Origin of the sequence: Microbispora sp. CA-102843, from assembly GCF_050936215.1 — a bacterium.
Lineage (GTDB): Bacteria > Actinomycetota > Actinomycetes > Streptosporangiales > Streptosporangiaceae > Microbispora.
Genome location: NZ_JBNJNF010000001.1, coordinates 4726716 through 4749897 on the forward strand (window position 1 = coordinate 4726716; position 23182 = coordinate 4749897).

The 23182-nt window shown below is 70.6% G+C and carries 25 protein-coding genes; 12 read left to right on the forward strand and 13 right to left on the reverse strand.

Going from position 1 to position 23182, the window contains the following annotated elements:
• Positions 1 to 61 precede the first annotated feature (61 nt).
• Entirely contained in the window at positions 62 to 1279 is a 1218-nt protein-coding gene (locus ACQEVJ_RS21865) for an MFS transporter (RefSeq protein ID WP_433103809.1), read from the forward strand.
• An 84-nt stretch (positions 1280 to 1363) separates the two neighbouring features.
• Here the strand turns inward: ACQEVJ_RS21865 and ACQEVJ_RS21870 are convergent, their stop codons facing one another.
• Positions 1364 to 2728 carry a nitroreductase/quinone reductase family protein gene (locus ACQEVJ_RS21870; protein WP_433103811.1) on the reverse strand — a complete coding sequence of 455 codons (1365 nt, stop codon included), beginning with the start codon at positions 2726 to 2728 and terminating at the stop codon, positions 1364 to 1366.
• A gap of 527 nt (positions 2729 to 3255) precedes the next feature.
• Between ACQEVJ_RS21870 and ACQEVJ_RS21875 the strand changes: the two genes are divergently transcribed.
• From ACQEVJ_RS21875 to ACQEVJ_RS21885, 3 genes are all read left to right on the forward strand, one after another.
• Complete coding sequence (locus tag ACQEVJ_RS21875) at positions 3256 to 3987, forward strand: dienelactone hydrolase family protein (RefSeq protein ID WP_433103813.1); 732 nt, start codon at positions 3256 to 3258, stop codon at positions 3985 to 3987.
• Positions 3988 to 4036: 49 nt separating this feature from the next.
• Positions 4037 to 4339, forward strand: coding sequence for a hypothetical protein (locus ACQEVJ_RS21880; RefSeq protein WP_433103815.1), 303 nt, complete (start codon positions 4037 to 4039; stop codon positions 4337 to 4339).
• A 126-nt stretch (positions 4340 to 4465) separates the two neighbouring features.
• Positions 4466 to 4891: a VOC family protein gene (locus tag ACQEVJ_RS21885; RefSeq protein WP_433112884.1), complete on the forward strand. Its 426-nt coding sequence runs from the start codon at positions 4466 to 4468 to the stop codon at positions 4889 to 4891.
• Positions 4892 to 5258: 367 nt separating this feature from the next.
• On the opposite strand, the gene ACQEVJ_RS21890 is transcribed toward ACQEVJ_RS21885, so the two are convergent.
• From ACQEVJ_RS21890 to ACQEVJ_RS21915, 6 genes are all read right to left on the reverse strand, one after another.
• Positions 5259 to 6128 (reverse strand): ABC transporter ATP-binding protein, encoded by an 870-nt coding sequence (locus ACQEVJ_RS21890; protein ID WP_433103816.1) that lies wholly within the window; start codon positions 6126 to 6128, stop codon positions 5259 to 5261.
• Between the two features lie 20 nt (positions 6129 to 6148).
• The gene (locus ACQEVJ_RS21895; RefSeq protein ID WP_433103818.1) at positions 6149 to 6949 is read right to left on the reverse strand and encodes an ABC transporter permease; all 801 of its coding nucleotides are present in this window, start codon (positions 6947 to 6949) and stop codon (positions 6149 to 6151) included.
• Complete coding sequence (locus tag ACQEVJ_RS21900) at positions 6946 to 7635, reverse strand: hypothetical protein (protein WP_433103820.1); 690 nt, start codon at positions 7633 to 7635, stop codon at positions 6946 to 6948. The genes ACQEVJ_RS21895 and ACQEVJ_RS21900 overlap by 4 nt, the downstream gene beginning before the upstream one ends.
• 31 nt (positions 7636 to 7666) lie before the next feature.
• Positions 7667 to 8593: an anti-sigma factor family protein gene (locus ACQEVJ_RS21905; RefSeq protein ID WP_433103822.1), complete on the reverse strand. Its 927-nt coding sequence runs from the start codon at positions 8591 to 8593 to the stop codon at positions 7667 to 7669.
• A complete protein-coding gene (locus tag ACQEVJ_RS21910; RefSeq protein WP_433103824.1) occupies positions 8590 to 9144 on the reverse strand; it encodes an RNA polymerase sigma factor in 555 nt (184 codons plus the stop codon). The genes ACQEVJ_RS21905 and ACQEVJ_RS21910 overlap by 4 nt, the downstream gene beginning before the upstream one ends.
• A 164-nt stretch (positions 9145 to 9308) precedes the next feature.
• The gene (locus ACQEVJ_RS21915; protein ID WP_433103826.1) at positions 9309 to 10475 is read right to left on the reverse strand and encodes an erythromycin esterase family protein; all 1167 of its coding nucleotides are present in this window, start codon (positions 10473 to 10475) and stop codon (positions 9309 to 9311) included.
• 90 nt (positions 10476 to 10565) lie between these two features.
• Between ACQEVJ_RS21915 and ACQEVJ_RS21920 the strand changes: the two genes are divergently transcribed.
• Positions 10566 to 11249: a TioE family transcriptional regulator gene (locus tag ACQEVJ_RS21920; RefSeq protein WP_433103828.1), complete on the forward strand. Its 684-nt coding sequence runs from the start codon at positions 10566 to 10568 to the stop codon at positions 11247 to 11249.
• 16 nt (positions 11250 to 11265) lie between these two features.
• On the opposite strand, the gene ACQEVJ_RS21925 is transcribed toward ACQEVJ_RS21920, so the two are convergent.
• The gene (locus ACQEVJ_RS21925) at positions 11266 to 12204 is read right to left on the reverse strand and encodes an RNA polymerase sigma-70 factor (RefSeq protein ID WP_433103830.1); all 939 of its coding nucleotides are present in this window, start codon (positions 12202 to 12204) and stop codon (positions 11266 to 11268) included.
• A gap of 197 nt (positions 12205 to 12401) precedes the next feature.
• Between ACQEVJ_RS21925 and ACQEVJ_RS21930 the strand changes: the two genes are divergently transcribed.
• The gene (locus tag ACQEVJ_RS21930; protein WP_433103832.1) at positions 12402 to 12887 is read left to right on the forward strand and encodes a carboxymuconolactone decarboxylase family protein; all 486 of its coding nucleotides are present in this window, start codon (positions 12402 to 12404) and stop codon (positions 12885 to 12887) included.
• 25 nt (positions 12888 to 12912) lie between these two features.
• Positions 12913 to 14253, forward strand: a complete 1341-nt coding sequence (locus ACQEVJ_RS21935; protein WP_433103834.1) for an FAD-binding oxidoreductase — start codon at positions 12913 to 12915, stop codon at positions 14251 to 14253.
• Positions 14254 to 14340: 87 nt separating this feature from the next.
• Here ACQEVJ_RS21935 and ACQEVJ_RS21940 read toward each other — a convergent pair whose 3' ends face one another.
• Positions 14341 to 15312 carry a diacylglycerol/lipid kinase family protein gene (locus ACQEVJ_RS21940; RefSeq protein WP_433103836.1) on the reverse strand — a complete coding sequence of 324 codons (972 nt, stop codon included), beginning with the start codon at positions 15310 to 15312 and terminating at the stop codon, positions 14341 to 14343.
• A 28-nt stretch (positions 15313 to 15340) separates the two neighbouring features.
• On the reverse strand, positions 15341 to 15736 hold the full coding sequence (locus ACQEVJ_RS21945) for a DUF3224 domain-containing protein (protein WP_433103838.1): 396 nt from the start codon (positions 15734 to 15736) through the stop codon (positions 15341 to 15343).
• 200 nt (positions 15737 to 15936) lie between these two features.
• Here ACQEVJ_RS21945 and ACQEVJ_RS21950 point away from each other — a divergent pair, with 200 nt between their 5' ends.
• Positions 15937 to 16701, forward strand: a complete 765-nt coding sequence (locus ACQEVJ_RS21950; protein ID WP_433103840.1) for an ATP-binding protein — start codon at positions 15937 to 15939, stop codon at positions 16699 to 16701.
• A 70-nt stretch (positions 16702 to 16771) separates the two neighbouring features.
• On the opposite strand, the gene ACQEVJ_RS21955 is transcribed toward ACQEVJ_RS21950, so the two are convergent.
• Positions 16772 to 17221: a universal stress protein gene (locus ACQEVJ_RS21955; protein WP_433103842.1), complete on the reverse strand. Its 450-nt coding sequence runs from the start codon at positions 17219 to 17221 to the stop codon at positions 16772 to 16774.
• 162 nt (positions 17222 to 17383) lie between these two features.
• On the opposite strand from ACQEVJ_RS21955, the gene ACQEVJ_RS21960 reads away from it, so the two are divergent.
• The 3 genes from ACQEVJ_RS21960 to ACQEVJ_RS21970 are packed head-to-tail and all read left to right on the forward strand — an operon-like array spanning position 17384 to position 19912.
• Positions 17384 to 18319 carry an ABC transporter ATP-binding protein gene (locus tag ACQEVJ_RS21960; RefSeq protein ID WP_433103844.1) on the forward strand — a complete coding sequence of 312 codons (936 nt, stop codon included), beginning with the start codon at positions 17384 to 17386 and terminating at the stop codon, positions 18317 to 18319.
• 1 nt (position 18320) lies between these two features.
• Positions 18321 to 19112, forward strand: a complete 792-nt coding sequence (locus ACQEVJ_RS21965; protein WP_433103846.1) for an ABC transporter permease — start codon at positions 18321 to 18323, stop codon at positions 19110 to 19112.
• On the forward strand, positions 19112 to 19912 hold the full coding sequence (locus tag ACQEVJ_RS21970) for an ABC transporter permease (RefSeq protein ID WP_433103848.1): 801 nt from the start codon (positions 19112 to 19114) through the stop codon (positions 19910 to 19912). Before ACQEVJ_RS21965 ends, ACQEVJ_RS21970 begins: the two co-directional genes overlap by 1 nt.
• A 100-nt stretch (positions 19913 to 20012) precedes the next feature.
• Here the strand turns inward: ACQEVJ_RS21970 and ACQEVJ_RS21975 are convergent, their stop codons facing one another.
• Complete coding sequence (locus ACQEVJ_RS21975) at positions 20013 to 20741, reverse strand: TetR/AcrR family transcriptional regulator (protein WP_433103850.1); 729 nt, start codon at positions 20739 to 20741, stop codon at positions 20013 to 20015.
• A gap of 106 nt (positions 20742 to 20847) precedes the next feature.
• Here ACQEVJ_RS21975 and ACQEVJ_RS21980 point away from each other — a divergent pair, with 106 nt between their 5' ends.
• Positions 20848 to 22521, forward strand: coding sequence for an ATP-binding cassette domain-containing protein (locus ACQEVJ_RS21980; protein WP_433103852.1), 1674 nt, complete (start codon positions 20848 to 20850; stop codon positions 22519 to 22521).
• Between the two features lie 29 nt (positions 22522 to 22550).
• Here the strand turns inward: ACQEVJ_RS21980 and ACQEVJ_RS21985 are convergent, their stop codons facing one another.
• On the reverse strand, positions 22551 to 22958 hold the full coding sequence (locus ACQEVJ_RS21985) for a VOC family protein (protein ID WP_433103854.1): 408 nt from the start codon (positions 22956 to 22958) through the stop codon (positions 22551 to 22553).
• Positions 22959 to 23182 lie beyond the last annotated feature (224 nt).

Genomic DNA, 23182 nt, shown 5'->3' on the forward strand with positions numbered 1-23182 from the left:
TTGAACACGTCACGTTCCGACGGCGGACGATCTTCACTTGCAACCATCAGAAAGAACGACAATGGTCACCTACGACGAACACCGGCGCTCGACCTCGAGATCATGGCTCGGCGTCGCGGCGATCACAGCCAGTCTCTTCGTCTTCCTCACGACCGAGCTGATGCCCGTCGGCCTGCTTACCCCGGTAAGCGCAAGCCTGCGCATATCCGTGGGCGCCGCCGGGCTGATGGTCACTCTGTACGGCGTTTCAGCCGGGCTCGGCGTGCCCTTCATCGTGGCCTGGACCAGGCGCGTCAACCGACGCGTCCTGCTGTCCACGCTCCTCGCGATACTGACCCTGGGAAACACGATCACCGCGATCTCGCCGAACTATCCGCTGGTCCTGACAACACGGCTCATCATGGGCTTCGCCAGCGGGGTGTTCTGGGCCATAGGCGTGAGCATGGCGATGCGCCTCGTCCCGGAACGCCACGCGAGCAGGGCGGCCGCGATCGTGATGTCCGGCATCTCGATCGCCGCGGTCGTGGGCATACCGCTGGGAACAGCCCTGGAAAGCCTCACCAGCTGGCGAACCACGTTCCTGATCTGGGCCGGCCTCAGCGCACTGGTGTTCCTCGCGGTCGTCGCCGTCATTCCATCGCTACCGTCGACGAACGCGGTCTCGGTGCGGGAAGTCTTCGGACTCCCGCTGAAGAACGTGCCGCTACGTCTTGTGCTGTTCACCGTCGTACTCTTCGTGCTCGGCCACTTCGGCGCGTACACGTTCGTGCGCCCCTACCTGGAGCAAAGCGCATCCGCCACGCCCTTCTTCATCACCGTGGCCCTGATGGTCTACGGCGCAGGAGGCGCGGCGGGGAACTTCGCCGCCGGATACACGGTGAACAGAAATCCGAGGGGCAGCTTCATCGCCGGCTGCGCGGGACTCGTGACGTCCTTGCTGTTGCTGCTCACCATCGCTCACGGGCAGGCCGGTTCGATCATCACGCTGGTTCTCTGGGGAGTCTCCTTCGGCGTCGTCCAGCTCTCCCAGGTCAACATGACGCAAGCCGCCGCACCCGACACCTTCGAAGCCGCGATGTCACTCAACACCATGGCATACAACACATCCATTGCACTCGGGGCGCTCTTCGGTGGACTGTTCGCCGATCACCTGGGCGTCACAGGTGTCGTCTGGTTCGGTGCGGCACTGACGGCGGCCTCACTGCTCCTCGCACTCGGCACCCGCCAGAAGACCTCGCACACCATCCCCGGCGACGCGCTGGCACCCACCCCCAAGTAGACGGGCCCCGCACCAGCCCCGACCCGCGCAGGCGGCCAGCCACAGGAAACGCGGGTCGGGCGGTCAGCGGCGTCTACGGGCCGATCAGCGCGGCATCGCGCCCCTCGCCTGGGTGCCAGTGATCCAATCGCTGAGGCGACGGAGGAACGTCATCGCGATGGAGGGCGGGTCCTGCGCCATCACACTCGCGTGAAAGGCATGCGGCATGCCCTCGTACAGGTCGAGGGTCACGTCGACACCGGCGGCAGAGGCGGCTGCCGCGAAGCGGCGCGCGTCGTCCAGCAGCACCTCCATGGTCCCGGCCACGAGCAGGAGCGGGGGCAGGCCGTGCAGGTCGCCGTGGAGCGGAGACTGCGGAGCCTGGTCGGCGCGAGCTCCGGCCAGATACTGGGCGGTGACGTGTTCGGCGACACGGCGATCGATCACATCCCGGCCGTCGTCGGTGTCCAGGGACCGGCTGGACAGAGTCAGGTCGGTGAGCGGGGAAATCGCGACGGCCGCGCCGGGCAGGGGATCACCCGCGTGTTTGAGCGCCAGCAGCGCCGACAGGACGAGGGTGCCGCCCGACGACTCACCGCACACGACGACGCGGCCGGCGGGAACGCCTTGCTCAAGCAGGCTCCGATAGACGGCCACGACGTCGTCGAGGGCGGCGGGGTACGGGTGGGCCGGGGCCAGGCGCTGGTCCACCTTGAACACGGGACGCCGGGTTGCCTGGGACAGGCGATAGGCCATGAGAGGCTCCAGCCTCGGCTGGGCGTGCTCGAAGCCGCCTCCGTGCACGTACAGCGTGACGCCGTCCCCGGTGGCCGAGCCTTCGGTGGCGGCGACCCACTGTCCCGGTACGCCTCCGGTATGAGCGAGCGCGGGTGTCACGTCGGCGGCGAGCGGCGGAGTGCGGGTGACCAGTGCCTGGACCGCGGCCATCACGGCCGTGTGGTCGTCGGGGGTGGCGGGGATGTGCGTGACGTCCAGATCAAGGACCGTGTCGTGGACCGGTTTCAGGACCTCGCCTTCCGGCAGATCCGGGAAGAAACCGGAGCGCGGCGTCAACGCGACGACGGGCAGGACGCGGCCGGACATCGCCTCATAGCCGGCCCAGCCAGGGTCGGATTCCACAGCACGGGCGAAGAGCCGTTCGCGTTCCTCGCCTTCCAGGACGGTGGCCTCGGCCTCGATCGTGAAGACGTCGGTCTCCACGGTGACGCGGGGGTTGGCACGCAGGTTGTGATACCAGGCCGGGTGCTGCGGCGCACCGCCGGCCGAGGCGATGACCAGCATGCGGCCTCCCTCGTCGTGCAGGTAGCCGAGGGGGACGGTGTGCCGGGCTCCCGAACGGGCGCCGGTGGTGGTCAGGAGGAGCAGCCGGGCTCCCTCGAAAGGGCCGCCCACTCTTCCGCGGTTGGCGCGGAATTCCCGGATGATCTGCTGGTTGAAGTCGTACGGCATTCTCGGCTTTCTTGTCGGGACAATGAGCCCGGAATTCGTTTCCGGGCATGTCCGGGCATGACGAATCGACCACGTCGCCGAATGAGGGCCGGCGGTCATGAAAAGACGACGTACACGCGCGCGGCAAAGGATCGGCGCGGCGACGATTTCGCCGGCGCCGCGGGGCGCGCGGATGCGCGGTAAGAAGAATTCAGATCAGGAAACCAGAGATGCGGCGGGCCTCGCGCCCACCCGGCGCTCACGCCGTGGCCGGGTGCCTCACTCGCTTGTGGCCCATGGCCGACCCGGCAGTCACGTTCTTTACGCTATCGCCACCTCAGAAATGTGGCAACGTCAAGCCGCAGTGCCGGCAGGGTGACGTGGACGAAGGCAAACCTTGCCCTGAAGGGCCGTGATAGATTCACCGTCGCCGTGCATCGCCAAAACTGAGGAGGTGAGACCGATCAACGCTGTCACAGGTCGGGTCTCCCTCCCTCGCATGGCCTAGGGAGTGCCCGCAGTAGGCATCCCGGAAGGCGTGAAACGTCATGCGCTTCAGCTCTGAGACGTCGTTCGACGGCGTCCGCGAACAGCTTTTCACCCTCGGTGAGATTCCTGGCGTGCTCTGGACGCCGGAAGGAGCCGCCGGAACCCGGCCCCTCATCCTGATCGGACACGGCGGCGGCCGGCACAAGAAGGAGCCCGACGTCGTGGCCCGTGCGCGCCGCTTCGTGGTCGAGTGTGGTTTCGCGGTCGCGGCGGTGGACGTGCCCGGCCACGGCGACCGGCCGAAGGACGAGGAGTACGACAAGATCGCGACCGAGAACCAGGCGCGCATCGCGGCGGGGGAGGAGCCGGCTCCGCTCATCGCCGGTTTCCAGGCGCTCGTGGCCCGCCAGACCGTCCCGGAATGGCGGGCGGTGCTGGAGGCGCTCCAGCGACTTGAGCACGTCGGCGCCGGCCCGGTGGGCTACTGGGGTGTGTCGTTGGGGTGCGGGCTCGGCGTTCCGTTCGTCGCCGCCGAACCCCGGGTCCGCGCGGCGGTGCTGGGCCTGGGCGGGGCGCTGGCATCGGCCGAGGCCGCCGCGCGGATCACCGTCCCGGTGGAGTTCCTGCTGCAGTGGGACGACGAGCGGGTGCCGCGGGCCCAGGGCCTGGCGCTGTTCGACGCCTTGGCGTCAGCCGAGAAGACGCTGCACGCCAACCCCGGCATGCACGGGGAGATCCCCGAGTTCGAGACCGACAGCGCGCTACGGTTCTTCGCCCGGCATCTGGGTTAGGGCCGCCGCCTCGTCACGCGTGAACCAGGCCGGCAAGCGGGGGAGCGGCGTGCCGGTGACCGTGTTGCGACCGGCCATGTTCTATGACGGCTTCCACGACATCGGGTCGCGGCCGGTCGACGGGCAACTCGTACTGGGCCTGTGGCTGCGGCCCGATGTGCCGCTGATCGCGCCGCCGGCATCTGCACAGCAGCCGATCGGGCAGTCGCAGGCCGTCAGTCCAGCACCCGAAAGCTTCCGGTTCATACCGGACAGAATTCACCTTCTGTCCGGTATAGGGCTGGATAGGAGTCTTTGCCCCATAGAGGTGCCCTTTGTCGTACCAGAGGAGGGGCGAGAGCGTTCTCGTTGATGTGGGCGCCCAGAAGGAAAATCTTGGGACCCGGGGTGTCGAGAACGCGACACCGGCTCCGTCTCAGGTACGCCAGTGGCCACGACGGGCCGCGCGACAAGGAGGACCACCATGACGATCCAGCGGATGGACAACGTCGGCATTGTCGTCGACGACCTTGAGGCCGCCATCGCGTTCTTCGTAGAACTCGGCATGGAGCTGGAGGGTAAGGCGCTGATCGAGGGGCGTTGGGCGGCACGTCTCGTCGGGCTCGACGACCAGCGAGTCGACATCGCGATGATGCGGACCCCGGACGGTCACGGGCGGATCGAGCTGGCGAAGTACCACACGCCGGCGGCGATCAGCGGCGTGCCGGAGGACGCCCCGGCGAACACGCTGGGCATTCGCCGGATCATGTTCGCCGTCGACGACATCGACGACGTCATCGCCCGCCTGCGCACCCACGGCGCCGAACTCGTCGGCGAGGTGGTGCAGTACAAGGACGCCTACCGGCTCTGCTACATCCGCGGCCCCGAGGGCATCGTCGTCGCACTGGCCGAGCAGATCGACTGACGGCCTCGTCGCGGCAACAGCGCAGGGATGGTGTCATGTGCACCCTCAAAGGGCGTTCCGAAAACTCCAGGCCATCCGCCCTTCGGGCCCCTTCCGGCGTTGCTCGATAATGAACATTATGTCAAGTTAGCTGCTTGACCCCGCTCCTCCCGCTCCTCCCGCTTCTCCGCCGTCGCCCGGCCCCGACTGCAGGGCCGCCGTGCTGGAGGCCCTGCAGGGGTTCGGACGCGTGGGCGTACCCGTGCGGGGGTGTGAGAGGAGGATCTGGTGACGGCGCGAAACCGTCTGTGCGAACCGCCGATACCCCTTCGCGATCCCCGCGTAGCGGGCGGTTACGGACGGTGATCACCTACCTCTCCCCCGCTGTTCAGCCGCTCGCGCCCGCGTGCATGAGCGCGACGTACCCTTCCTCGAGCGAGGGCTGGACCGGTACGGCGCGGGGGTCGGGCCGGGCGGGGCTGACGAGACGGTAGTGGGTGCCGTCGGAGCGGCTGATGGCGGAGACGACGACGCCGGTGGCGGGTGGTGGCCCCTGGCCGACCAGTTCCCAGGTGATGCCTTCGGCCCGCTGGACGATGTCGGCGACGGGGCCGTTGAAGACGACCCTGCCGCGGGCCATCACAGCGGTGTCGCGGCAGGTCTGGGCGACGTCCTCGACGATGTGGGTGCTGAGCAGGACGGTGCGGCCGGCGGCGATGGAGGCCAGGAGCGTGCGGAAGCGGATGCGTTCCTCGGGGTCGAGGCCGGCGGTGGGCTCGTCGACCACGACCAGGGCGGGGTCGCCGAGCAGGGCCTGCGCGATGCCGACGCGGCGGCGCATGCCGCCGGAGAAGCCGCGGAGCTTGCGGCCGGCGGCGTCGGTCAGGCCGACCATGTCGAGGAGTTCCCCGATCTGGCGGCGGCGGGCGGCGGTGTCGTCGAGCCCCTTGAGCAGGCCGACGTAGTCGAGGAACTCCTGGGCCGACAGGTCGGGATAGAGGCCGAGGTCCTGGGGCAGGTAGCCGAGCCGGCGTTGTACGGCCAGGCGGCCGGTTCTGGTGGTGAGGTCGTGGCCGCCGACGCGTACGGTGCCCGCGGTGGGCGGCAGGACTCCGGCGAGGACGCGCATGAGCGTGGTCTTTCCTGCGCCGTTGGTGCCGAGCAGGCCGTACATGCCGCCGGGGACGGCGAGGTCGAGTCCGTCGAGGGCGGTGACCTTGCCGAACGTGCGGCGCAGCCCGGTGATCTGGATGTCCATGCGAGGTGTCTTTCCGAGGGTCAGGCGGACAGGTTTCTGCGGCGCAGCAGTGGTGGGGCCAGGGCGAGGGGCGGGAGGCTGAGCAGGAGGAGCAGGGCGATGGCCAGGGCGGTCGCCGTGCCGCCGGGCTGGGGGCGCAGGAACTCCAGCCAGCCGTCGGCTCCCGCGTACAGGGCCCGCTCCCCCGTCAGCCAGGTCGCCGGGTAGTCGCCCAGGGGGGTCAGCAGAGTGCCGGTCAGTGAGGGGAACAGGTCGGGGTTGAGCATGTTGCCCCAGAACCAATAGCCGACGAACAGCACCCGGAACAGCGGAGCGGTCGTCAGCAGCGGGCAGACGAGGGCGAAGGCGGTCACGAAGGCCAGCCCGGGAAGGGTGACCAGGGCGAAGGCGACGGCCGCCCAGGCGAACAGGGCGGGGTCGTGCCGGTGGGCGGTCTCGCCGGCGGCGGCGGTGAGGAGGACCAGCGCGGCGGGGACCGCGGTGGAGGTCAGGCCGCCGAGGTACTTGCCGGCGACGAGTGCGCCACGCCCGGTCGGGAGGCTTTCGAGCAGGGACGCCAGGCCGAGGCGGCGGTCGCGGGTGAGCCGGTCGGCGAGCACCATTCCGAAGCCGATCGGCAGGAGAATGGACATCAGCAGAGCCCAGCCCGCCATCACCTCGCGGGGTGATGCGCCGGGCGGCAGGTGGCGTGGTCCGCGGTCGCCCTGGGTGAGGGTGAGGACGACGGCGAGGGTGGCGGTGGTGATCCACAGGGACCGTTTGCGGATCTGCATGCGGAACTCGTAGCGGGTCACCGCCCACGTCTGTCGTGCGGTGGTCATGTCTCCTCCTCGGTGAGCAGGCGTTCGGGGCGGCGCAGCAGGATCAGGGCGAGGGCCGCGAGCAGGGCCCCGGAGATGGCCAGCGCCGCGCGGTTGGCGTCCCAGTCGGTGGGGACGCCGATGCGGGTGGTCATGAACAGGAAGAACGGGCGGAGCCCGGGGGTGGTGGCGAAGGCCGCGGCGAACAGTTGTTCGCCGAGCCATACGGCGGCGACGGTCGTGGTGGCGAGCACGACGCTGCGTCCGAGTGCGGCGACCAGGAGGGCGAGCCCGGTGAGCCACAGGAGTGGGGCGGCCCAGACGAGGGGCGCGTACGGCAGGCCGGGCCCGTTCCACCAGCCGCCGAGGGCGAGCGCGGTGGAGAAGGCGATGGACAGGGCGGCGCTGAGGCCGGTGAGGACGGCCAGGCGGCGGCCGAGGGTCGTGGTGTACGGGGTGGGCAGGGTGAGCTGGAGTTCGCGGCTCGGGTCGTGGGAGACGACGGCGACGGCGGCCATGCCGGCGGACAGCGGGATGAGTGCTTCCAGTCCGGTGAGCAGGATGCGTTCGAGCTGGGGGCGTGCGGCGCCGAAGGCCGCGGCGGCCGCCGTGAGGGCGAGGGTGGCGACGAGTGCGGCGGCGGGGGCCGCGCACGCGGTCCAGCCCGCGCGGCGCAGTTCGTGCCGCCACAGGGGTAGGTGCTTCACGGGGAGTTGGTACCGGCGGGGGCGTGAAGGTTCATCGCCATAGGTGGGCGGTGCGCCGGGATCGGGGCAGGCGCGGGCTGAGCAGGAGTGTGGCGGCCACGAGGGCGGCGGCGGCGGTCAGTACGGCGGGGCCGGGTGTCCACAGGGGGTCGACGAGGCGGAGTACGGCGGGGCTGAGGCCGGTCGCGGTGGTCTGGCCGGTTGACAGGGCGCGGGCCAGCCAGAGTGCGAGGGCGGTGGCGACGCCGGCGGAGGGCCGGTAGAGGACGGAGAGGGCGAAGCTGGTGGCCGACAGGGGGACGAGGGGGCCGAACCAGGCGGTGACCAGTCCGGCCGCTCCCCCGCCTGGGGTGAGTGCGGACAGTGTGAGGGTGGCCAGCAGGCCGGCGGTGACGGTGGCGGTGAGCACGAGGGTGAGCCGGGCCAGCAGGACGACGCGGGGTGGGGTGGGCAGGGCGGCGGCGAGTTCCGCGGGCGGGTCGTTGTCGGATCCGCAGGCTCCGGCGACGGCGAGGGCGGCCGCCAGTGGCACGGTCATGGCGAGGACCTGTGCGGCGTGGCCGGTGGGGGCGAGCGCGGCCAGGATGGCGCCGCCCGCGATGAGCGCGGCGGCGAGTGTCCAGACGGGCCAGCGGATCAGGGTTCGCTGTCGGGTGAGGATGCCGAGTGCCCGGTGGAGCGGACGGGTGCCGATGTCGCCCCGATAGGCGGGGACGGGCCGTGTGCCGGACGGGTTGGGGTTGATCGTCAGGCGGCGGCGGATGGCGGCGAAGAGGTCCGGGGTCGGTGGGGTGACCCGTGCGGTGTCGTCCTGTACGGCGGTGGCGGTGCGGTGCCAGGCGCGGGCCTGGGTGGCGCAGGCGGGGCAGGTGGCCAGGTGCGCGGTGACGGCGGCGGCGTCGTCGCCGGTGAGGTGGCCTGCGGCGTATGCGGGCAGTTGGTGCGTGGGATGGGTCATCGTGGTCTCCCCTCGACCTCGACGGGCAGGGCTCTGGCCAGGGCGGCGCGGGCGGTGAACAGCCTGCTTTTGACCGTGCCGACGGGGATGTCCAGGATCTGGGAGATCTCGGCGTGGGACAGGCCGGCGGACAGGGCGAGGGTGAGGACTTCCCTGTGGGTGGCGGGCAGTGCGGTGAGCGCGGCGGCGACGGCGGCGGTGTCGGCGCGGGCGAGCGCCACGACTTCGGGGTCGGGTTCGGTGGATGGGAGGTGGGCGGCCTCGTCCAGGGGGCGGGGGGCGGGGCGCCCGCCGTTCATGCGTTTGAGTGCTTGGCGGCGGCAGATGCCGTAGAGCCAGGTGCGGACGGTGGAGCGGCCTTCGTGGGATCCGGCCGAGCGCCAGACGGCGATGAACGTCTCCTGCAGGGCCTCCTCGGCGGCGCCGCGGTCGCGGAGCAGTCCTTCGGCGTAGGCGAGCAGGGCGTGGGCGTGCCGGGTGTAGAGCCGTTCGAAGGCATGCTCGTCACCGGTGGCGACCAGCCGCAGCAGCCGGAGGTCCGTGTCGTCCATCGTCTGTGGGTACTGTGCCGGACCGCCGGGGTTCAGTGCGAACCGCTGTGATGCGGGTCACACCTGTGGAGGCGGCCGATGGGGCCGAGCGGTAATCACCTGGCGAGCCCGCGCGGCATGTTGATGCGCGTGCGTGTCGGCGCTGCCTGACACGCACGCGTCTGTCAGCCCAGCTTGACGGCCTGCTTGAGGAAGACGATGCCGTCGATCATGTCGAGCTGGGCCGGGTCCAGCGGGAAATAGGCGAAATCGCGGGAGACGCGCGGGGCGGGTTTCGTGATGGCCTCGGCCAGGTGGCGGGCGTCGATGAGAGAGCGGTCCCACGGGAGCGTGGACAGGAGGCCCTCGACGGTGTCCGGGGGCGGGGTGTCGTCGCCGACCGTGCCGAGGGCTGTGGCGAGGAAGGCGTACCGGTCGCCCAGGTGGGTCGCGGTGATCGCTCCCGCGCTCCACCACTCCAGCGGCTGGTCGCCGAACGGCATCAAGCTCTTGTTCCGCTGCAGGTGGAGGTTGCTGGCGAAGACCAGGGCCGGGCCGTGCTCGGCGACGGCGCGCAGGTTGGCGGCCATCATCGCGTCCCGCAGGGCCGACAGCCGGGTCCACCGCGCTGGGGACGCGTCGGCCATCCGGTGGTGGTAGCGGAGCAGGCCGGTGGCGGTGCGCGCGTACAGTGCCGCCCGTTCTCTGTCCTCCGCGCTCAGGTGTGGTGCCTGCGTGTCGAGCAGTGCCGCCAGGTCGTCGGCGATCACTCGCAGTCGCTGGGCGTCGGCGGACTGGCCGATCGATTGGGACGGGTCCATGGCCGTGGCCTCGTTCGACCACCGGTCGTCCGGGCCCAGCAGCGTGTCGAGGGTTTCGGTGGTTACTACAGTGCGCGGGAGCGGGCCGTCGAGGAGGGCGTGGAGGGCGGTGAGTGCCTGGCGTGGGCTCGCCGCCCAATACTCCAGTGGGCCGTCGAATCCGAAGAACCGGAGCTTTTCGTCATGCTCCTCGTTGTACGTCCGCATCCAGCGCACGAGCTCGCGGTTGGCCGGTGACGCGCCGAAGCCGTGGCTGAAGCCGCGTTCCATGACGTCGTCGAGGGTGCCCGCGCCCGTCGTGATGTAGTCGTCCACCACGAGGCCCATGAGACAGTCGCTCTCGATGGCGAACGACCGGTAGCCCTCGTGCTCGACCAGATGCCGGAAGATCTCGTTGCGCGACTCGCCCAACTCCCCCACGAAGTGCCTGGCCTCGCCCAGGCCGAGCAGCAGGGGCCTGGCGGGGAGCGACCGGAGGAAGGCCGAGACGCCCGCGCCGTCGAGCGGCCGGGCTATGTCCTTGATGTCCATACCTTCGACGGTATCGCTGAACTCTCGGTGTAAACTTTTGGCGGCAATGCCCGCTCTTATCGCGATGGACCTTCAATCGGTGATGCATCCATGAGGCCGGTGGACCTGGCGCGTGAGCATGGCCTGTCCACCCAGGCGATCAGGAACTACGAGGACGCCGGCATCCTGCCCGCCGCCGAACGCACCGTCCACGGCTATCGCACCTATACGCCGCTGCACGCGCATGCCCTGCGGGCGTTCCTCGCCCTCGTGCCCGGGCACGGTCACCAGGCGGCGACGTCGATCATGCAGGCGGTCAACCGGGGTGCCGCCGAGGACGCGCTGCGGCTCATCGACGAGAGCCACGGCCAGCTCCTCGACGACCGCCGCACTCTTCAGGCCGTCGAAGCCGCGCTCCGCGATCTGGCGCCCGTGCCGCAGGAGCGCGGCGACACGTTCATCGGTCCCCTGGCCAGGAGGCTCGGCATCCGCCCTGCCACTCTGCGCAAGTGGGAGAACGCCGGGCTGGTCCGGCCGCGCCGCGATCCGCAGACGGGCTATCGGATCTACAGCGCGGCCGACGTACGGGACGTCCGGCTGGCCCACCAGCTCAGGCGGGGCGGCTACCTGCTGGAGCAGATCGCCCCGCTGATCGCCCAGGTTCGCTCCGCGGGAGGCGTCGCCCCGCTGGAGTCGACCCTGCGCGACTGGCAGGCCCGCCTGTCCGCCCGGGGCCGCGCCATGCTCAGGGGCGCCGCCGACCTGGACGCGTACCTCCGCGCCCGCGAACCCTGAGTCGGAAGAGCCGGGCTCAGCGGCTCACGGTGGTCTCCCGCTCCATGTGCGACAGCTTCTCGGGGTTGCGCATGGCGTAGAGCCCGGTGATGAGGCCCTCGTCGATGCGGACGGTGATGACGGTGTCGATGTCGCCGTCGAGCCGGACGATCAGTGCCGGGTGGCCGTTGACCTGTGCCGGCTGCAGCGATGCCGCGGGGGTGATCCGGCCCAGCACGTGGGCCACCTGGTCGGCCCCCACGACGGGCGCCAGTGCGGCCTGTTTGAGTCCGCCGCCGTCGCTCAGGAGGACGACGTCGGGTGCGAGGATGTCGAGCAGGCTCTGCAGGTCGCCGGTTTCGACCGCCTGCTGGAAGGCCTTGAGCGCGTTGCGGGTCTGGGCCGGGGAGACGGCGTCGCGTGGCCGGCGGGCGGCGACGTGTGAGCGTGCGCGATGGGCGATCTGGCGGACCGCGGACTGGCTCTTGCCGACGGCCTCGGCGATCTCGTCGTAGTCGAGGTCGAACACCTCGCGCAGGACGAACACGGCCCGCTCGGTCGGCGCAAGCGTCTCCAGCACCAGCAGCATCGCCATCGAGACGCTGTCGGCCAGCTCGACGTCCTCGGCCACGTCCGGCGCGGTCAGCAACGGCTCGGGCAACCACGGCCCGACGTAGGACTCTTTGCGCCGGCTGAGCGTACGCAGCCGTTTCAGCGCCTGGCGGGTGACGATCCGGACCAGGTAGGCACGTTGGTCCCGCACCGTGCCGAGGTCGACGCCTGCCCACAACAACCAGGTCTCCTGCAGGACGTCCTCGGCGTCGGCGGCCGAGCCGAGCATCTCGTAGGCGACGGTGAACAGCAGGTTGCGGTGGGCGACGAACGTCTCGGTGGCCGGGTCCACAGCGGAGTCCGTGCGGCTGCCACGAGCGAGGGGCCCGGCTGTGTCCGTCGGTTGCTCGCTGCGTTCGTTCATTGCCGGTTCCTGTCTGTTGGTTCTCAACCGTGCCATGCATAAGAGACCGGTTCCCACCACTTTGTGACACCTGCGATCGGTGACGCATGTCACACATCGGTGCTGTCACAAGGATCGGCTCGCCGGGATCTCTTGCTCGTCAGGACGCCGCGCCGGCCATCGGCGCGGCATGCGACACCACGAGTGAGGACCACGTCATGGAACCCCGTATCGACCTGATGGCCAACGAGCTCGGCGCCAAGATCGCCAAGCGGATCTACAACGTCGCCCTGGCGATCCAGCAGTCGCCTCTGCCCCAGGCCACCCAGGACCTGGTGATGCTGCGGGCCAGCCAGATCAACGGCTGCGGTTTCTGCATCGACTACCACACGAAGGACGCCGCGGCCGCCGGGGAGAGCGCGGTCCGGCTCCACCTGGTCGCCGCCTGGCGCGAGTCCACCGTGTTCGCCGAGGCCGAGCGGGCCGCGCTGGCGCTCACCGAGGAGGGCACCCGGCTCGCCGACGCCCACCACGGCGTGTCCGACGAGACCTGGGCCCAGGTGCGCGAGCACTACGACGACGACCAGATCGTCGCCCTGGTCTCCCTGATCGCCATGATCAACGCGTACAACCGGCTCAACGTGATCGTGCGTAACCCGGGAGGCTCCTACGAGCCCGGCATGTTCGCCGGCATGGCGAACTGACCGGTTGCCAAGCGGAAGGAACGTCATGAACTCAGCGCTTGAAACCCTTCGCCGTGACTTCGGCGGCGACATCGTCGAACCGGGAGCGGCGGAGTACGCCTCGGCCAGTCGCTCGGTGTTGGCCTCGGGCAGTCCCGCCTATGTCCTACGGCCCAAGAGCGTCGGGGATGTGCAGGCAGGTGTCAGATTCGCTGCCGGTGCGGGGCTTGTGCTGTCGGTGCGAGGCGGCGGCCACGGCTTCGCGGGCTTCGGCACCAACGACGACGGCGTGGTGATCGACCTCGGCAGGCTCGCGGACGTCGAGATCGTGGACAAGGAACGTCACCTTGTGAGGATCGGCGGCGGCGCCACCTGGGGCCGGGTCGCGGCCGCCCTGGCCCCGCATGGACTGGCGATCTCCTCAGGCGACACCAAGAGCGTCGGTGTCGGCGGGCTGACGTTGTCCGGCGGCATCGGCTGGAAGGTCAGGAAGCACGGCCTCGCGTTGGACAATATGGTCGCCGCGGAGGTGGTCACCGCCGACGGAGAGGTCGTGCGGGCCGGCGCGGAGGAGAACGCCGAGCTGTTCTGGGCCATTCGCGGTGGCGGCGGCAACTTCGGGATTGTGACCGCCTTCGAGTTCGCGGCTCACCCGACGACGGACGTCTTCTTCGGCAGGATCGCCTTCCCGGCGCCGGAGGCGGCCGCCGTGCTCCGGGGTTGGGCGGACCACCTCCGCGCCGCCCCGGAAGAACTCACCTCCATCGCGAACCTCGCCAATCCCCTGTCCGGCGGCCCCCAAGCGCCGGTCGAGATCCACGTCGCCTTCGACGGCGATGACCCGGAGCTCGCGGCCCAGGCCATCGACCCGATCCGCCGGCTCGGCACGGTGATCGAGGACGATGTCGCGCTGAGACCCTATGCCGACACGCTCGTGGACGGCGCCACCCTGCCGCCGGGCATTCACCTGGTCACCCGGAGCGCGTTCGCCGGCAGGGAGTCGGTGCCCGAGGTCCTTCGGATCCTCGCCGAGACCGGGGCGGCGGAGCAGGCGCCGTTCATCTCCGTTCGCAGCGTCGGCGGCGCGGTGTCCCGAGTCCCCCACGACACCACCGCCTACGCGCATCGCCAGGCGGAGTTGATGTTCGTGACCACCGTCGTGGGGCCGGAGCCGGTCATCCAGGCGGCTGGGCCCGTTCTGGAAGCGATCTGGACGAGGCTCGAACCTCACGTCGACGGCGCCTACGCCAACTTCCTCGCTTCTGCCACCGAAGAGGATGTCGCCGCGATCTATCCGGCGCGGACCTACGAGCGGCTCGCGGCGGTCAAGCGTCAGTACGACCCCGGCAATCTGTTCGCCCGCAACCACAACATCAGGCCTCGGTAGGGCGCGCGAAGCCGTCGGAGGCGCCCGCCCGGTTCGGATGACGTCCCTGAACCGGGCGCGGAGCGTTGGATGCCGGGACTTCCGTGGTCAGGCGGGGGTGTCGGGCAGGCAGACGGTGATGGCCTGGGGCACGACTTTGACCGTGATGCGCTTGACCTGGTCGCGGGCTCCCCCGTCCAGTTCGTACGCCATGGGGGTGCGGAGTTTGACCGATACCTTCCTGGCGCGGGTGATGCGGACGAAGGGGGATTTCTCGGCGTTGCCGGCGCTCATGCGGCCGAGGGTGCGGGCCCATTGGATGGGGCCTTCGGCGGTGGAGACGCCGACTTCGAGCCAGCCGTCGTCGTAGCGGGCGTCTTCGAAGACGTCGATGCCGCCGGTGACGGTGCCGACGTTGCCGACGAGGACGCAGCTGGCGTCGCCCTCGAACCAGTCGTTGTCGTCGATCTTGATTTTCATGGAGGTCACGGCGCCGCCGACGTGGCGCAGGCCGGTCCAGATGTAGGCGAAGCGGCCGAGGCGGTCCTTGAGGCCGCGGTCGGCGTCGGCGATCATCTCGGCGTCGAAGCCGACGCCCGCCATGACCGCGAAGTGCTCACCGTTGATCTTGCCGAGGTCGAGTCTGGCGCGGCGGCCCTCGAAGCCGATCCGTACGGCCTCGGGAAGGTCTTCGGGGATGCCGAGGTTGCGGGCGAGGAGGTTGGCGGTCCCGGCGGGAACGACGGCGACGGTGGCGTCGCTGCCGGCGAGGGCGTCGACGCAGCGTTGCACGGTGCCGTCGCCGCCCCACAGGAAGAACAGCTCGGCGCCGTCCTTGAGGGCCTGGCGGACCTTCTTGGGGGCCTTCTTGCTCTTGGGGACCTCATACCAGAGCAGGTCGTCGACGTCGTAGCCGGTGATGAGCTTGCGAAGCTCGTCGAGGCCGCCGCCGACGGTCTTCTTGCGGTGCGCGATGACGGCGACGCGGGGTGCCGGGGTCCGGGGGGTGGCAGGCGCGGCGGCGGGCTCTACCGGGGCGGCGGCCTCGTCCGTGGAGCGCCGATCAGCGGATTTCACCATGCACGGCGGCTACCCGGATGGCGGCCGGTTAGGCGTCGGGCAGCGTGTAGTCGAGGAGATAGTGGTGCCCGGCCGCCGCGCGGATGGTGCCCTCCCCGGTGAGGCCGGCCAGTTCGCCGGTGCCGCTGGTGGGGACGATCTGCCACGTCATCCACTGTTCGCCGTTGTGGCTGGCCGCGCTGTGCTGGAGTGCGAAGGTGCCCTTGCGGCCGTGGAGGGTGCCGTCGAAGTGTTCGACGCCGACGTAGGCGGCGGGGCCTTCGGGGGTGACGACGGTGAGGATCTCGGTGGTGCTGGTGCCGACGAGGTCGCCGTGGAAGGTCTTGGTGATGTGGTTGCGGCCGAAGGTGGCGCCTTCCTTCTCCTCGGTGGCCAGTTCGTTCCAGCCGGTGATGTCGAAGGTGCCGGTGGCGTGTCCGTTCATGGGTCCAGCGTGCCGCGCGTTGCTGTCATCTTCTGTCAGGTACGGCGGTGTCTGGTGGGTGAGGGGAAGGAGAAAGTTCGGCGAATGCCGCGAAGCCGGCAACTTTGCAGCCGTTCATGACAGATGATCGGAGGCATGGGTTTTCCCCGACCGGCCGTCCCGGTCCTCGCCGGCCGGTCCGTCCAGACCCGTCCAGCGCGATGCTGATCTCTCCCTTCCCTTCGCAGGAGGGCCGCAGGACCGCGTACAAGGTGTTCGGGTCGGCCGCGACCGCCCCGCGCCGGGCGCGCGCCTTCGTGCGGTGCCAGTTGCGGGGGTGGGAGCTCGCGCATCTGGCCGATACGGCGGAACTGGTCGTCTCCGAGCTGGTGACGAACGCGGTGCGGGCGACGGCCGCCGTGGTCAGCCCGCCGGTGGCCTCGTCGATGTTCCCGGTGGCCCTGCGTACGGTGGCGTTGCGGGTCCGGGTGGCGCCGGGGCGGCGCAGCCTGTTCATCGAGGTGTGGGACATCAGCGACCGTGAGCCCGTGCCGTGCGGCGAGGCTGACGACGGCCTGGGGGGCGACACCGGGGGCGAGCTGGGCGAGAGCGGCCGGGGGCTCGTGCTGGTCGCCAGCCTGGCCCGGCGCTGGGGCCACTATTCGGCGCCGGATCGGGGCAAGATCGTGTGGTGTGAGCTGGGCATCTCGCCGGTGGAGGGGTCGCGTCCGCCGGAGGCGGCGGGTGCTCCGGCCGCCGATTCCGGGCCGCGCGGGTGGTCGGGGGCGTCGGTTCCGGGTCCGCGGGAGCCGGTGACCGCGAACGCCCCTGCGGGAGCCTCTGCGGGGGTGTCTTCTGGGACGCTGCCGCGGCGGGTGCGGCGGCATCCGGTGGGCGCGCGGGCGGACGGCCCGGACGAGGCGACGTTGCTGCGGGTGCTTGAGGGCCTGCGGGCGCTGGACGTGTCCGGCCCGGACCGCATCTGAGCCGGCCCGCCCGGTCCCGGGGACGCGCGGTTGCGGATGCGCCGTAGGACAGCGGTGGGTCAGCGGTGGGTCAGGGGACGACCGTGACCGGCCAGCGGCCGGCGCGGACCAGGCGGAGCGCGACCGAGCCGATGAAGCGGTGACCGGCCTGCGTGGAGGCTCCCACCACGACCGCGTCCGCCCTGATCTCGTCGGCGATCTTGGCGAGGACGCCGGCGGCGTCGCCGTACTCGGTGCGGAAGGTGTAGTCGACACGCGAGTGGGCGGCCTGGGCGAAATGCTCCAGTTGTGCGCGTAAGTCCGCGGCGACCTGCTCCCCCGCCTCGATCACCGAGGCCGACGCGGCCGGCATCATCGTGCTGATCGTTCCGGGATTGGTGACGTAGACGAGGACGACGTGCGAGCCCTGGCGGCGGGCGAGCCCCCAGGCGTACGCGGCGGCGCGCAGGGAGGTCTCCGAGCCGTCGATGCCGACGAGGATCACCCGCGGGCCGTCGGTGCCCAGCTCGAACGTGTTCACGCAAGTCAGCGTAAGGCCACCGGGGGGCGTCCGGATCCACCCGGACCGGGTGGCGGTCTGACGGTCTTCGCCGGGTCGCCGGGGAGGCGGGGCGGGGCCCGGTCCTGGGGCGCGGATAACCTGTTGCGGAAATGTCGGGGCCGTTGGTTAGGGTCTCGAATCGTGGCTGATCAACCTCTGATCTACGCGCGTGGCCTGGTCAAACGCTTCGGGGAGTTCACCGCCGTCGACGGGATCGACCTTGACGTGGCGCCGGGAGAGGCGTTCGGTTTCCTCGGGCCCAACGGGGCCGGCAAGTCCTCGACCATGCGGATGATCGGGTGTGTGTCCACGCCGACCGCCGGGGAACTGCGGATCCTGGGCATGGACGCGGTGCACGACGGGCCGAGGATCCGCGCGCGTCTGGGGGTGTGTCCTCAGCTCGACAACCTCGATCCCGACCTGACGGTGCGGGAGAACCTGGTGACGTACGCCCGTTATTTCGGGCTGTCGCGGGCGGAGAGCCGCAGGCGGGCCGACGAGCTGCTGGAGTTCGTGCAGCTCCGCGACCGAGCCGACGGGAAGGTGGAGCCGCTGTCGGGTGGCATGAAGCGGCGGCTGACGATCGCGCGGGCGATGGTGAACGAGCCCGATCTCGTGCTGCTCGACGAGCCGACGACGGGGCTGGACCCGCAGGCCCGTCATCTGTTGTGGGAGCGGCTGTTCCGGCTCAAGCAGCGGGGCACCACGCTGGTGCTGACGACGCACTACATGGACGAGGCCGAGCAGTTGTGCGACCGGCTGGTCGTGATGGACGGCGGCAGGATCGTGGCGGAGGGGTCGCCGAGGTCGCTGATCGAGACCTACTCGACGGCCGAGGTGGTCGAGTTGCGTTTCCCCGGCATGCCCGAGGCGGGGTCGCGGTACGCGGCGGCGCTGGCGGGGGTGGGCAAGCGGATCGATCCGCTCCCCGACCGGGTGCTGGTCTACGTGGACGACGGCGACGCCGCGCTGGGTGAGATCCAGCGGCGTGGGTTGGAGCCGTCGAGCGTGCTGGTGCGGCGGTCGACGCTGGAGGATGTGTTCCTCCACCTGACGGGCCGGACGTTGGTGGACTGAGATGGCGCTGCGGACCGGGACGGCTCCGGCGCGGTCGGTTCATCCGACGATCGCGGTGCTGGAGCGGCACCTGACCCTCTACCGGCGGTTGTGGCAGGCGTCGGTGTTCTCCTCGTTCGTGCTGCCGGTGCTGTTCCTGCTGAGCATCGGCATCGGTGTGGGGGGTTACGTCGGCAGGGTTCAGGGGGTCGATTACCTGTCGTGGATCGTGCCGGGCGTGCTCGCGTCGACGGCCTTCCAGATCGCGGTGGGCGAGTCGACCTATTCGGTGCTGGGTGACTTCAAGTGGGTCCGGGCCTATCACGCGATGCGGGCCACGCCGGTGGGGCCTGCGGACATGGTCCGGGGTCATCTGCTCTACCTGGTCTTCCGGGTGATGATCGCGGTGATGGCCTTCCTGGTCGTGGTGGTGTTCTTCGGCGGGCTGCATTCGCCGTGGGCGCTGGTCACCCCGCTGGTGTGCGCGTTGCTGACGGTGTCGGTGGCGGCGCCGGTGATGGCGTTCGCCGCCACGATCGACCACGACAGTTATTTCTCGTTGCTGTTCCGGTTCGTGGTGATCCCTTCGACGTTGTTCGCGGGGGTGTTCTTCCCGGTCGAGCAGCTCACGGCGGTGTTGCGCCCGCTGGCGTACGCCTCGCCGCTGTGGCATGCGGTGGAGCTGTGCCGGGCGGCGACGCTCAGCACAGCGCCGGCCTGGCCGGTTCCGGTGCATGCCGGATATCTGCTGGCGTGGGCGGCGGCGGGTCTTTTCCTGGCGGTGCGGGCGTTCCGCCGGAAGCTGGAGGACTGATGGTGACGACACTGGTGGCGTCCCGGGTCTCCCCCGCCCGGGTGGGCGCGGTCATCGGCCGCAACGTGGGGGCGCTGCGCTCCGGGCCGTCGTACTGGATCGTCCTGCTGTCGGGCTTCTTCGAGCCGCTGCTGTATCTGCTGTCGATCGGTGTCGGCGTCGGCGCGCTGATCGGTGATCTGACGGTGGACGGGCGGACCATGTCGTACGCGTCGTTCGTCGCGCCCGCGATGCTGGCGGTGTCGGCGATGTCGGGGGCGCTGGCCGAGACGACGTTCAACTTCTTCTTCAAGTTGAAGTACATGAAGACGTTCGAGGCGGTGCTGGCGACGCCGGTGCGGCCCATCGAGATCGCGGTGGGCGAGCTGGTGTGGTCGATCGTCCGGGGTTCGCTCTACACCGCGATCTTCCTGGTCGTGATGGTGGCGATGGGGCTGGCGGAGCCGGGCTGGGCGCTGGCCGCGTTTCCGGCGACCGTGCTGGTGGGGCTGGCCTTCGGCGGGCTGGGGCTGGCCGTCAGCACGCTGATGCGGGGCTGGCAGGACTTCGACCTGATGGGCACCGGGCAGTTCGCGTTGTTCCTGTTCTCCGGGACGTTCTCCCCCGTGCAGGACTACCCGGTCGGTGTCGAGGTGCTGATCCAGCTCACGCCGCTCTATCACGCGGTGGAACTGGTGCGCGGCCTGTGCACGGGAGTGCTGGGGTGGGGGCTGCTGGGGCACGCGGCCTACCTGGTTGTGCTGGCCGGGGCGGGGGTCTGGTTCGCCTCCCGGCGCCTGACCCGGGTCCTGTGCGACTGACCCACCCGCCCGGTTCCCTCCGAACCCCTGATTGCGGCCTCAAAGGATTCGGGGAAAGCGGCCGCCGACGCGGAGGCGCTGCGCCGGATCCGCGCCTCGGCTACTCCTGCCCGGACCGCGTGGGCGCCTCGCCGGCGGCGGCCGTCCCGGTCTGGATGCCGTCCAGGAGCCAGTCGAGGCCGATGGCGAAACTGGCGTCCCAGTCTGCCTCCGCGACCAGGGGGCCATGGGCGGCGAGGACGGGATACCGCTCGCAGTTGGCGCGGAACCGCTCACGGGCGGCCTGTCCGGCGGCCTGGTCGCCCCGGGCCGTCCAGGTCGCCTGCATGAGCGCGGATCCGATGACGTAGTTGGACAGCCCGTACGCCGCGGCGGTCAGATGGGGTTCGACGACCCCGGCCTTCACGAGGGTGGCGTACAGGAACTCGCTGCGGGCGAGCACGTTGGGGCCGAGCATGGGGCGGCCCAGCAGCGCCGCCGACCAGGGGTGGTCGAGGAGAACGGCGCGCCACCCGCTGATCAGGGCGGCGATGGCGGCGCGCCAGTCGCGGCCGTCGTCCCCGGGGATCTCGACCGCCGCGAAGATCGCGTCGAGGGCGAGGTCGAGGACGTCGTCCTTGGTCTTCAGGTGCCAGTACAACGTGGTCGAACCGGTGCCGAGGCGCTCGGCGAGCCGGCGCATGGTCAGCCGGTCGGCGCCCTCCTCGTCCAGGAGGGCGACGGCCTCCTCCACGATCCGGTCCCGGCTGAGCGGGGGCGCGTCGCGCGCCGCCCGCGCGGGCGGCCGCAGCCACACGTCCCCGGCCGTTCCCGAGCCTTTCCCCGCCACTTTCGCTCCTCCTCCTCGCCCGGAGGCGAGTCTAGTATGGTGATCGGGCACCGGATCATTGATCCGGTCACTGGAACGTCGGTCCGGGCGGCGGAGGGGAACGACGGTGGCGGGACATGTGGAGGTGGACCGGCTCACCTACGTGCTGCCGGACGGGCGGCTGCTCCTGCACGAGGTGTCGTTCCGCGTCGGCGAGGGGGTCAAGGCCGGGCTGGTGGGGCCGAACGGCGCGGGCAAGACCACTCTGCTGCGGCTGATCGCCGGAGACCTGCGCCCGGACGACGGCCGGGTGAGCCACTCGGGCGGGCTGGGGGTGATGCGGCAGTTCATCGGTGGCGTCCGCGACGACAGGACCCTGCACGACCTGCTGCTGTCCGTGGCTCCGGAGCGGGTCAGGGCCGCCGCGGCGGCCCTGCGGCGGGCGGAGTCGGCGCTGGCGCCGGGTGACGACGAGGCGGCGCAGCTGGCCTACGCGCAGGCGATCGGCGACTACGCCGACGCCGGGGGCTACGACATGGAGGTGGTGTGGGACACCTGCGCGACGGCGGCGCTGGGCCTGCCCTACGACGCGGTCCGGCGACGGCCGGTGGGCACGCTGTCGGGCGGAGAGCAGAAGCGCGTCGTGCTGGAGGCGCTGCTGCGCGGCCCGGACCAGGTGCTGCTGCTGGACGAGCCGGACAACTACCTGGACGTGCCCGCCAAGCAATGGCTGGAAGGGCGGCTACGCGCCACGTCCAAGACCGTGCTGCTGGTCTCCCACGACCGGCGGTTGCTGGCCGAGGCCGCGGACCGGATCGTCACGGTGGAGTCGCGCGGCGTGTGGGTGCACGGCGGGGGGTTCGCCACCTACGCCCAGGGCCGCCGCGACCGCATCGACCGGCTGGAGGAGCGGCGTCGCCGCTGGGACGAGGAGCACGCCAAGCTCAGGCGCCTCGTGCAGACCCTCAGGCAGACGGCAGCCAACAACGACGCGCTGTCGTCCGCCTACCGGGCCGCCCGCACGCGACTGGAGCGGTTCGAGGAGGCGGGCCCGCCCGAGCGCGCGCCCAGGCGGCAGAACGTGCGGATCCGGTTGCGCGGCGGCCGCACCGGCAGACGTGCCGTCGTCTGCGAGGGCCTGGAGCTCACCGGGCTGATGCGGCCGTTCGACGTGGAGATCTGGTACGGCGAGCGCGTGGGCGTCCTCGGGTCGAACGGCTCGGGCAAGTCGCACTTCCTGCGGCTGCTGGCCGAGGCCGCGGACGCAGCGGTTCCCTCAAGCACGGTCTCCTCAGGCACGATCTCCTCGGGCGCCGTTCCCGCGGTGCGCCACAGCGGTTCCGCACGGCTGGGCGCGCGGGTGGCACCCGGCCACTTCGTGCAGACCCATGCTCGGCCCGAGCTGCACGGACGCACCCCTGCCGAGCTGGTGACGTCCGGGTATGCGCTCACGCTGAACGACGCCATGGCCGCGCTGGCCCGTTATGAGCTCGCGCCGGCCGCCGGTCAGCGGTTCGAGACCCTGTCCGGCGGGCAGCAGGCGCGGTTGCAGATCCTGCTGCTGGAACTGTCCGGTGCGACCCTGCTGCTGCTCGACGAACCCACCGACAACCTCGACCTGGCCAGTGCCGAGGCCCTGCAGCAGGGGCTGGCGTCCTTCTCCGGCACGGTCCTGGCCGTCACGCACGACCGCTGGTTCGCCGCCGACTTCGACCGCTTCCTCGTCTTCGGCGCCGACGGGACCGTGTACGAGAGCAGCGAGCCGGTGTGGGACGAGGCCCGGGTCAGGCGCGGCCGCTGACACCGTGGACACCACGGGCCGGGGCCTGATCATTCCCGCGGGCCGCTCAGGACACGCAGACGCAGAACTCGTTGCCCTCGGGATCCCGCCAGACCTGCCAGAGATTCTCGTGCATCTCCCCTACCGGGGTCTCCGAGCGCGGCGGCGCGGGCGACCGCGCCGGCGAAGTCGTCGGTGACCAGATCCAGGTGGATCCGGTTCTTCGCGGTTTTGGGTTCGGGGACCCGCTGCAGGGCCAGGTCGGGACCGAGACTGATCCAGTCGTCCTCACGACGGGTGATGCCCCGCTCCAGCAGCCGGCTCCAGAACCCGGCGAGGCCGTCGAGGTCGTTGGCGTCGATGACCACGCCACCCAGGCGAATGCTCATTGTCCGCGCTGAAGAATTGATCAAGGTCTGGTCCGGCCCGTAGCGTGCCGTCCGTTTGGTGGCGATCAATGCGCGGACGAGGCGTTCGTGCGCCGGTTCCGGACGGGGCGCGACGTTCTGGGCGTGGCGGTGCAGCTGGGCAAGCCGCCGCTGGCCGACGTCCAGGCGGCGGACGTGAAATCGGTCCCGGTTGGCGTCACCGGCAAGGTGCTCATACGCAGGCTCCGCCAGGAGTACGCGACCACAGCCGCTCAGCCCGGATGGACATGGGTCACCTCCTTTCCGGCGGATCG